Origin of the sequence: Chitinimonas sp. (genome assembly GCF_036568685.1) — a bacterium.
Taxonomy (GTDB): domain Bacteria; phylum Pseudomonadota; class Gammaproteobacteria; order Burkholderiales; family Chitinimonadaceae; genus Chitinimonas.
Window position 1 is genome coordinate 1 of the sequence record NZ_DATCSC010000013.1, and the last position, 9,770, is coordinate 9,770.

Consider the following 9,770-nt stretch of genomic DNA (forward strand, 5'->3'; position numbering starts at 1 on the left):
GCGAAGCTGACCCAGCTGAGTGCCCGCTTCAAGGACAAAACGATTCGACGCCTCGATATTGGCGTGTTCCCCTGGCATGGATCGTTGGAGATATCGGTCCTGCTATCTGACGACCCATGTGACGAGCACGATATCGCAGCCTGGCCCCACTACAACGTATCGCAGCTGAGCGAGGGGCAGTGGCCCGAGGCGGTCGATTGCTGCAAAGCCATGCAGCGCCTTTGGGAAAAAGACCCCCATCTGACCAGACCCTTGCTTGAGCTGGTGGGCAACATGGTCAAGTCCGGTAGCATCCGATCGGTAATTGAGCAGTTTGCCCGATCCGAAGACTTCGTCTGTACGGTCTTCCACCCCGACCAACAAAAGTCTACCAACTACGCAAACTGAACCGCCTACTTAGCTGCTCAAGCCACACAAGTGAGCCGACATGCCACATGGCCAGCCGGCACCGCTGCACGATAGACGTTCAAGCCCCTGGCTTGTGGCAGACCACCTCGATATTGTGGCCGTCCGGGTCCAGCACAAAGGCGGCATAGTAGTTGGGGTGATAGGTACAGCGCAGACCCGGCGCGCCATGGTCCTTGCCGCCCGCGGCCAGCGCAGCGTGGTAGAAGGCATCCACCACCTTGCGGTCCTCTGTCACCAGGGCTATGTGCAAGTGCGCGGGGTTGGCTTCGTTCGGGCGCAGACACAGCGAGCTTTTGCCATCTGCACTCAGCTCGATGCCCAGGTGGTTCTCGTTGACGACCTCAATGCCCAGCGGCGCCAGCGCCGCGAGGTAGAAGGCCTTGCTGGCTTCATAGTCGCGCACACCGAATACAACATGGTCGAACATCGGTCTCTCTCCTAGATGTAGGCCGGCACGAGGCCCGGCTGTTATAGGTAGGCCCCGCTGGGCCGAGCGTCTCAATATACAGAGCCAGGGCATGCGGCGTGAAGGCCACAGCCGGCAAGCCGCCATTGCGATGCGTAATTGCCATACCACGCCGCCCGGCCTACGCTGTGGGTCACTCAGCTGGCCGCGAGCGCGCAGCCGGTTAAACCGTACATCAACTATCCAAGAGCCCGCCCATGCCCAACCGCCTTGCCGCCTGCAGCTGCGGCCAACTCACCGCCCAAGTCGCAGGCGCCCCTTTACGCGTCTCCATCTGCCACTGCCTGGCCTGCCAGCGCCGCACCGGCAGCGTGTTTGGCCAGCAAGCCCGCTTCTATCGCAAAGACGTCACCATCGCCGGCAGCTCAACGGTCTACGTCCGCGTGGGCGACGAAGGCTCCCGCATCAAATTCCACTTCTGCCCTACGTGTGGCGCCACCGTGTACTACGAGCCCGAGGGGATGGAGGAGTTTGTGGCCATCCCCGTCGGCGCCTTTGCCGACCCGAGCTTTCCGCCGCCGGGCGTATCGGTGTATGAGGAGCGCAAGCACGGGTGGGTGGTGGTGCCGGCGGAGGCGGAGCATATTGCCTAGCCGTGTACGCAAACTCAGAACCGGGCCTGCTGAGGGCCGCTGTGTACTGGCGGCCATAGCCGGCCTGGCAAATAGCAAAAACAATTGAACAAGGGTGGGGGGAGAACCGTGGGTTTTCAGTGGAATGCTGAACGACTGGATCAAATTGTGCAGGCGCTTGCCGATACCGCGCCGGCGGGCTGGAGAAAGCTCGTCTTCTATATGGAGCTGGTGGAGGACGCGCAGATCGGTCTGAGAAACAGTTTCACGGGACGGGTTTTTGGCGGGCCGAATTTCGATACCCGCCTGGATAGCTACCAGCTCGGCCGGTCGGTGCAGACATTCAACGCCATCAAGGCCTTGTACCAGGAGGCTGCTCAACAGGGTGACAGATGGGCTGGCGTACGCTTGACGGTCTTGCACAACGGGCAGTTCAAGCTTCGCTTCTATTACGACCAGACGCCCCTTCTGGCGGATGACGACGCAGCGCTGGAGCAGATCCTGTCCGAGGGCCTGAGTGAATTACCGCACAGCCATTTGCTGCCCGCGGCAAATCAGGCAGCAGCCCCGGTTATTGAAGAAATCTACCAGCTGATCAAAGCGCACCAGCTGTTCAAGGTCATCCGCGGCGAGCAAGGCGTATTCCGCACGCCCGCCTACATCAATGCAGACCTGCTCCCCACCGATCACAACGAACTGCTGACCAAGGCCATCTACCCGATCGCCGAAAAATACAACGCCAAGTTTGTGGAGCGCGAGCTGGACATGGCACTACGGGTGGCGGCAAGCGATGCCCTGGGAGTCTATTGCGCTATCCAGTGCTATTACATGCAGATCGTGAACGAAGCCGAAGGCCTGAGCAGTCTCCGGCTGGATAGAGTGAGTCTGCCGCAGTATCTGACGGCACGCTATTTTGCCGTGGTAGACGACTTGAAGGCATTGAACCTGAGCGGCAATGATGCACAGGATTACGCGCAAAGAAGTGCGCTGAGTTACTTGGCCATTCTGGACAGAGACTACGGCGTGCAGGTCACTGCCTAGAATTAGGCGCGGAGACACCGGGATCAGGTCTTGCAATCGCATATTCCTCCCCTCAGCCTTGGCTTAGTGATTGCAAGACCCGCCCCAGCCATTCGGGTCAAATCAAAGGACAAAACGCGCCGCCCAGCGCCTACATCACCCGCGCAACACGCAACCCCAAGCTCTCATCGAGCACAAACGGATCGCCTATCAGCCGGGCGGCAGTGCGATGGTGCCCTACACTGTCATACCAACCGGCACCGCGCGCCAGATGCTGCGTGCAATCGCCTGTGCGCCACACACTGCCGTCATCCGGCGCGCCGACATAGTTCCAGTGTACGCAGTCGGCCACCCATTGCTGCACGTTGCCCACCATGTCATACAGCCCGAACGGGTTCGGCGGGTAGGTACCCACCTCGGTGAGCTTGAATCGACCGATGCTACCCAGGTAGTTGCCATGCTCCGGCTTGAATTCCTCGCCGGTGTAATAGGGCGTGGTCGTGCCAGCCCGAGCCGCGTATTCCCATTCCGCTTCGCTGAGCAGGCGATAGGGTTTGCCGGTCTTGGCGCTTAGCCAGCTCACGTAGGCTTGCGCATCCACCCAGGCTATATTCCATGCCGGAAGCCTCCCCTGGCGCATGTTCTCGGCCCCCAACTTGTGGCCATTGCATCCCCCACCCGCAACACAGGCCTGCCACTCTGCGGCAGTGACGTTGTATTTGCCCACCGCCAGCGAGTAGGCGATGCGCACAGCGTGCTGCGGCCCCTCCGATTTTCGGCGCGCCCCTGGAAAGCGATCCGTATCGCTCTCCGGGCTGCCCATCACAAACTCGCCTGGCGGCAGGACCACCATCTCCGGGCAGCCGTCATCGCAGTCCCTGAAGGTCTGTGGCGCCGCTGCCAGCGTGGCGGGTAGCGCAACCGCCAGTACGACCAAGAACCACTTCGTGGTTTTATTCATAGCCTTCCTCCTCGACCCGGCCGGGTACCTAACCACGATAGCGCAATGCACGCCCGTCGGCGTCCCGCCTATTACGATCAAACCTGGCCAACGCCGAGATGGCGGGCTGCTGGCCGGCTAGCCTCGCAAGCCAGGCACTAGCCAGCGCTCACACATACCCCGTCCCCACCACCGCGGCCCTCACCCCGACCGTCCCCTGCTCCACCAGCGCCAGGAAGCGCGCCTCCGCCGCCTTGGCATCTCCACTTTCTTTGAATACCGCATGTGCCTGGACCAGTGCCACCGTCCAGGTGGCGACCAGCAGCCCGGCCGCCAAGTGGGCGTCCGGGTCGTCGGTAGGTTTGCCCACGCACTCGGCCATGGCTTCGGCCACCAGTTGGGCAATCTCGTCGCGGATGGCCCTGGCGCGGGCCTTGAGCGTTTCGCTGGCGGCAATGGTGGCGATAAAGCCCTGGCTATCGGCGCTGAAGCGCACGTAGGGGCTTTGTTCGGCAATCAGCTGGTGGGCCAGCAGACGCAGGGTCTCGACCGGTGATATGGCCGGGTCGCGCTGCTGCAGTACCTCGCGCAGTAACTCGCGGCCGGCTTCGTCCCGGTCGAAGAACATGTCTTCCTTGCGGGGGAAGTGGTTGAACACCGTCATGCGGCCTACGTCGGCCGCGGCGGCGATCTCGTCCACCGTGACATGGTCAAAGCCACGCGCCAGAAAAAGGCGCGTGGCGGCATTGGATATGCCCTGCCGGGTGGCAAGGCGCTTGCGGGACCGCAGGTCGGTTGGCATTGACAGCGCTTTCCTAGGTGGCGGATATTAATATGTACTAAGTATAACTTAGGACTTGGTACATGGAAATTCAAGCCGATGTGGTCGTGGCCGGGGCCGGCCCGGTTGGGCTATTGGCCGCCATCGAGCTCACGCTGGGCGGAGCGCGCGTGCTGGTGCTGGAACGGCTGGCCGAACCCAGCCTGACCATCAAGGCGCTATCGCTCGGGCCCCTGGGTTGCGAGGCGGTTGAGCGCCGTGGCATGGCAGCCGAGGTCGCCGCGGCAGAGGCCCGCAGCCAGGCGGTGATGCAGCAGTTTACCGCGCAGACCGGCAGCGATTTGCGCCTAGGCGGTGGCAAGTTCAGCGGCCACTTCGCCGGCCTGCCGCTGATCCGCAAAGACGCGCAGCGCGAGCCCGAGCGGCGTGCCCGCTTTGTGGACCAGCAGAGCCTGGAAGCCATGCTGGCCGAGCGCGCCCGCGCGCTGGGTATAGATGTACGGCGCGAGTGCGAGGTGAGCGGCTTTGAGCAAGATGCAGCCGGCGTGACCGTGCACTGGACCGCGTCGGACGGGCCGGCACATATCCGCTGTGCTTATCTGCTGGGTTGCGATGGTGGCCGCAGCACAGTGCGCAAGCTGGCGGGCTTCGACTTCCCCGGTACGCCGCCCTCGCTCACCTTCTACCAGGCCATTGCGGAGGTGGACCACCCAGAGCGCCTGCTGCCCACCGGCTGGCGCCGCACCGCCACCGGGGTATTTGCCTACGGGCCCATACCCGGCCGCCTGTTCATGCTGGACTTCAGCGGCCCGCCGACGGACCGCGAGGCGCCGGTCACGCATGAAGAGATCGAGACCACGCTGCGGCATATCAGCAGTGCAGACGTGCGGCTGAAGGCGCTGCAAGCCGCCAACCGCTGGACCGACAATACCCGCTTGGTCGATACCTACCGCCAGGGCCGGGTGCTGCTGGCAGGCGATGCAGCACATATCCATACCCCCTTTGGCGGCCAGGGCATGAACCTGGGCCTGGTGGATGCCGCCAACCTGGGCTGGAAGCTCGCGGCCGTGCTGCGCGGCGAAATGCCAGATAGCCTGCTCGATACCTACACTACCGAGCGCCGGCCGGTGGCCGAGGCGGTGCTGGCCAACACCCTGGCCCAGGTCGCCATATTGCGGCCAGACCCGCAAGCCGGCGCCATGCGCGAGATCATTGCCCACCTCATGCAGTTCGACGAGGTGAACCGCTATATCGGCGAACTGATGAGCGGCCACTTCACCCGCTACGACTGTGGCGCGGAACAGGATGAAGTAGGCCGGCTGATCGGCGACCGGCCGCTGGGCAGCAGTACGCTCTATGCCGCCATGCAGGGCGGCCACGGCGTGCTGCTCGATGCCTCCAAGGGCCAGCAGGCCACCCATCTGGTCGCAACCCATACCCGGCGCGTGCGCTGCATTACCATCGATAGCGGCCCCTCCCTGCTCGTCCGTCCCGATGCCTGCGTTGCCTGGCAGGGAAAGGATGGCAGCACAGCCGGGCTGGCGGAGGCCGTGCAGTGCTGGTTTGGGCCAGCGGCGGCCTAGCCCTTTCGCGAATTTACCAGCCCCAACACGGCGGAAACCCGCACTGGGGCTGGCTTGCCGCCCCTCCCCTTTCCTGTAGCACAGCCAAAACCGACGAACGGTTTAATATTTAGCTTGCTAATCGTTATCGTCGTAAGTATATTGCAACCCATGGAAGCGCAACGCAGCAAACAAAGCGAAGCGCGGACTGCTCGGCAAGCTGACAACAGGAAACGGTAAGCAGAGCGCAGTGCGAGTTAAGTACCAACTTTAAAGTTAGCGCGCAAATAGTTAACGCGACTGCAAAGTTGACAACGTGATCCAAGAATTCCACCAGTTACCCACATTGAAAGGAAACATCATGAAAACCATCGCCAAGCTCATCGCCGCTACCGTTGTTGGCCTGACCGCTACCTACGCCGCCGCAGCAGAAACCACCTACACCGACACCATCCGCCACAGCTCGGTCGCCTTCTACGGCGCCGAACAAGTGGGCAAGGTGTCGCCGGACAATACCGATGCCTACCGCCGCGTGGCTGCCAAGCAAGGTGGCGAGTACATCCTGATCAGCGGCAAGAAGCACGTAACCGCCGACAACACCGACGCTTTCCGCCGCGCAGGCTAAGCACCACTTAGCCCAGCAGCACCCAAGCTTTACCCGGTGGTGAAGACGTTCACCGCCGCCTGGCCCCGCCAGGCATGCTGTCTCACTCCTCCCTGATTCCCGGCCAAGGGCAACCTGGCCGGGCTTTTTTTGTGGAGAGCGTGAGCCGCAGCTTGCACTGACGGGCGAACAATCAGTCTGCCGACAAAGCCACCGCATTGGCCCCGGCCGGAATACGCATGGGCGCGGCCGGGTCGGTGACAGCCCGCCAGACCGCCTCGGCCACGTCCTCGGCCTGGGTCACCGGGGTATCCATACTGCGCACCGCCGCGATCACGCTCTGGGTGAAATCCGCATAGGCATCGGACGGGCTGGCCGCCATCAGCTTGCGGGCGTTATCGCCAAAGCGGGTACTGGGCGCACGGCCGGGCAGCACCAGCCGGGCACGAACATCAAACGCCGCCAGCTCCAGCGCCAGCGATTCGGTAAACGCATTCACCGCGGCCTTGCTGGCGGTGTAGACCGAGAGCAGCGGTAGCGACTTCAAGGTCACGCTGGACGTGACGTTCACCACCACACCTGCCCGCCGCTGGCGGAACTGCGGCAGCACCGCCTGCGTCATGGCCATCGTGCCCAGGGTATTGGTCTCGAAGACCTCGCGGGCATTCACCAACAGCGTATCTTCCAGTGGCGCCAAAAGACCAACGCCAGCATTGTTGACCAGCGCATCAATGGGCCCCGCTGCCGCAATGCAGGCGCGGATGCTATCTGGGTCGGTCACATCCAGCGGCAAGATCCGCAGCAGCTCCGACGCCGGCAGCAGATCGCTGCGCGGTGTGCGCATGGTGGCAACCACACGCCAGCCTCGGTCAAGAAACAGCTTGGCCGTATCCAGGCCAAAGCCGGACGAACAACCGGTGATCAGAACAGTAGAGAGATGGGACATCTGCAACTCCATGGTGTGGTTGAGTGCCCCCATGGTAGTGACCGACAGCAGGACTATCTATAATCCAAAGTCCTTAAATTTGTAGCAATAGTCCAGCATGGTCGATCCCCTGGCCGAAGTCGTCTCCCTGTTGCAGCCCAGCGCGCCGTTCTCCAAGCTCGTCATCGCCTCCGCCCCCTGGGCGGTACGCCGGGCAGAGACCGGCCGGCCGTTCTACTTCGTGCTCCTGGAGGGCGGCTGCCGCCTGACCATCGACAAGCCCGGCGGCAGCGACACCCTCACCCTGCAGCAGGGCGACTTTGTGTTGATCCCGGCCGCGCGCAGCTTTGCCACCGCCAGCCTGGACCGCCAGCCGCCAAGAGCAGATGAGTTAGTCACCACCCCCATCGCGCCCATGCCGGGCGGCGCACGCGTAGGCGACCCGAATGGTGCGGTGGATGCGCGCATGCTGGTGGGCCACTGCCTGTTTGGCTCACCAGACGCCGCCTTGCTGGTATCGCTACTGCCGCAGTGGGTGCATGTACGCGGCGAGCCACGGCTCGCTACCCTGGTGCAACTGGTAGGCGACGAGGCACGGGCCGACCGCCCCGCACGCGAGATCGTCACCGCCCGGCTGTTGGAAGTACTGATGATCGAAGCCCTGCGCTCGCTGGCCGGCAGCGCCACCTCGCCGGGCCTGGTACGCGGCCTGGCCGACCCCAAGCTCGCACAGGCCTTGCGCAGCATGCACGAGCGCCCGTCCGCGCCCTGGAGCGTGGCCGAGCTGGCGCGCGAAGCCACCCTCTCTCGCTCGGCTTTCTTCGAACGCTTCAGCCGTGCCGTGGGCCTTGCGCCCATGGAATACCTGCTGGCCTGGCGCATGGCCATTGCCAAGCAGCTACTGCGGCAAGGAGAGCTGGCCATGATCGAGATTGCCGAGCGCGTGGGCTACAGCTCGGTCAGCGCCTTTGGCGTGGCCTTTACCCGCCAGGTGGGCACGCCACCGGGGCGCTATGCAAAAGCCATATCAAGTGCGGTGCAGCAAGACGTCGAGGCAACACCAGAAGCCGCGCCCTACTCGGCTTGATACCACGCCCCTACCCTGCGGCACCTTGCGGTAGTCGCCCCCGCCGTAGTCGCCATTCCGGCTTAAGCAAAGATAAAAAAAGCTCTTTCGAGCGCGCTTAAAAATACCGAATTTTTACCCGTCCATGCCCGCACCTGCCTGTAGCTTCCACACCGCAAAGGTGGAGGAACACCCCGGATACATGGGGTAAATTAACCAGGTGAAACAAGGACAATAAATGAAAAAGCTCGCAGCACTGCTCCCCGTCGTACTCCTGTTTGGCTGCGCCAACCCCATCCGGGACGGCATCAACGGCCTGCGTACCTCGGTACGCAACGGCTTTCAGGACATGAAGGTCGAGGTCAGCCCCGCCGTATCGAGCGTAGCCACGCTGGACGACGTCAAGCTCCAGGCCGCCCTGGATGACCGCTTCGACCTGGATGGCTACGTGACCTACGGCAAGACCTGCAAGAACTTCCTGACCATGGGCGTGCGCTTCTACGCCGCCGACGGCTCGGCACTGGGCAACAGCACCGCCATGTCCAAGGCCTACCAGGCCAAGGAGCGCGCCAAGTTCAAGGCATCGTTCAAGCAGATCGCCAAGGACCGCAGCGAACTGATCAGCAAGGTGGTGGTAGACGACTTGAAGTGCATTTGAGGTCGTACCTCACGTTGCAAGAAAAAGGGACAAGCCATGGCTTGTCCCTTTTCCTTTGAGGCCCAAAGGCTCAAGCCACCGGCTTGTGGCGGGCCAGCTCAATTCGGCGGCTGCGCGAATCAACTACCCAGCCCCACCTTGGGCCCGCTTTGCGCTGGTACGCTGCGCCGAGCGTATTGTCTCGAAGCGGCCATAGATCTTGCCGAAAAGCAGCAGGGGCAGGGGCAAGAAGGTGAGCAAAAGCTTGCCAAAGTCGTGCGGGTTGGCGGTGAACAATTCGACCTGCTGCCGCACGGTATCTACCAGGCCGAAGTTCAAGAGACAGGCCTTCAGGATTTTGACCACAAAGTAGAAAGGCAGCACCGCCACGGCGTAGATGAACATCCGCGCCCCGACGCCCTCTTCCAAGGGCATCAGCAGCAATGCGAGCGCGTCCACCTTTCCATGCTTTTCGAGCAGGCGGCAGGCCTTCAGCCCCAAGGCACAGCCCATAAAGAGCAGGAAAAAGAGTAAGAACAAATACATCAAGGACAAATCAGAATTCATTAAAACATCCCAGCCAGCACACGGGCCGCGGTCATTTTACACCACAGGCCCGCAGCCGGCTTATGCAGCTAGCCTCAAGCCGCCGGCTTGTGGCAGACCACCTCGATATTGTGGCCGTCCGGGTCCAGCACAAAGGCGGCATAGTAGTTGGGGTGATAGGTACAGCGCAGACCCGGCGCGCCATGGTCCTTGCCGCCCGCGGCCAGCGCAGCGTGGTAGAAG

General features: G+C 62.6%; 12 protein-coding genes. 7 read left to right on the forward strand and 5 right to left on the reverse strand.

Translation table 11 applies throughout. The annotated features are described in order from the left end of the window. The coding region (locus VIM95_RS02195) for a hypothetical protein (RefSeq protein ID WP_331982500.1) at positions 1-387 on the forward strand (387 nt) is incomplete at its 5' end. A gap of 79 nt (positions 388-466) precedes the next feature. Here VIM95_RS02195 and VIM95_RS02200 read toward each other — a convergent pair. After that, on the reverse strand, positions 467-835 hold the full coding sequence (locus tag VIM95_RS02200; RefSeq protein ID WP_331982503.1) for a VOC family protein: 369 nt from the start codon (positions 833-835) through the stop codon (positions 467-469). 236 nt (positions 836-1,071) lie between these two features. On the opposite strand from VIM95_RS02200, the gene VIM95_RS02205 reads away from it, so the two are divergent. Both VIM95_RS02205 and VIM95_RS02210 read left to right on the forward strand, forming a co-directional pair. Then, positions 1,072-1,467, forward strand: coding sequence for a GFA family protein (locus tag VIM95_RS02205; RefSeq protein ID WP_331982506.1), 396 nt, complete (start codon positions 1,072-1,074; stop codon positions 1,465-1,467). Positions 1,468-1,575: 108 nt separating this feature from the next. Beyond that, entirely contained in the window at positions 1,576-2,487 is a 912-nt protein-coding gene (locus tag VIM95_RS02210; protein WP_331982509.1) for a hypothetical protein, read from the forward strand. Positions 2,488-2,617: 130 nt separating this feature from the next. Here VIM95_RS02210 and VIM95_RS02215 read toward each other — a convergent pair whose 3' ends face one another. Together VIM95_RS02215 and VIM95_RS02220 are read right to left on the reverse strand one after the other, a co-directional pair. Further along, positions 2,618-3,427, reverse strand: a complete 810-nt coding sequence (locus VIM95_RS02215) for a formylglycine-generating enzyme family protein (RefSeq protein WP_331982512.1) — start codon at positions 3,425-3,427, stop codon at positions 2,618-2,620. Positions 3,428-3,575: 148 nt separating this feature from the next. Further along, on the reverse strand, positions 3,576-4,208 hold the full coding sequence (locus tag VIM95_RS02220) for a TetR/AcrR family transcriptional regulator (protein WP_331982515.1): 633 nt from the start codon (positions 4,206-4,208) through the stop codon (positions 3,576-3,578). Positions 4,209-4,270: 62 nt separating this feature from the next. Here VIM95_RS02220 and VIM95_RS02225 point away from each other — a divergent pair, with 62 nt between their 5' ends. After that, on the forward strand, positions 4,271-5,770 hold the full coding sequence (locus VIM95_RS02225; RefSeq protein ID WP_331982518.1) for an FAD-dependent monooxygenase: 1,500 nt from the start codon (positions 4,271-4,273) through the stop codon (positions 5,768-5,770). Between the two features lie 340 nt (positions 5,771-6,110). Beyond that, positions 6,111-6,374, forward strand: a complete 264-nt coding sequence (locus VIM95_RS02230) for a hypothetical protein (protein ID WP_331982521.1) — start codon at positions 6,111-6,113, stop codon at positions 6,372-6,374. Positions 6,375-6,546: 172 nt separating this feature from the next. Here VIM95_RS02230 and VIM95_RS02235 read toward each other — a convergent pair whose 3' ends face one another. Then, entirely contained in the window at positions 6,547-7,299 is a 753-nt protein-coding gene (locus VIM95_RS02235) for an SDR family oxidoreductase (protein WP_331982524.1), read from the reverse strand. Positions 7,300-7,396: 97 nt separating this feature from the next. Here VIM95_RS02235 and VIM95_RS02240 point away from each other — a divergent pair, with 97 nt between their 5' ends. Both VIM95_RS02240 and VIM95_RS02245 read left to right on the forward strand, forming a co-directional pair. After that, the gene (locus VIM95_RS02240; protein WP_331982527.1) at positions 7,397-8,365 is read left to right on the forward strand and encodes an AraC family transcriptional regulator; all 969 of its coding nucleotides are present in this window, start codon (positions 7,397-7,399) and stop codon (positions 8,363-8,365) included. Positions 8,366-8,582: 217 nt separating this feature from the next. Next, complete coding sequence (locus VIM95_RS02245) at positions 8,583-9,002, forward strand: hypothetical protein (protein ID WP_331982530.1); 420 nt, start codon at positions 8,583-8,585, stop codon at positions 9,000-9,002. Between the two features lie 123 nt (positions 9,003-9,125). Here the strand turns inward: VIM95_RS02245 and VIM95_RS02250 are convergent, their stop codons facing one another. Next, positions 9,126-9,527, reverse strand: a complete 402-nt coding sequence (locus tag VIM95_RS02250) for a hypothetical protein (protein WP_331982532.1) — start codon at positions 9,525-9,527, stop codon at positions 9,126-9,128. Positions 9,528-9,770 lie beyond the last annotated feature (243 nt).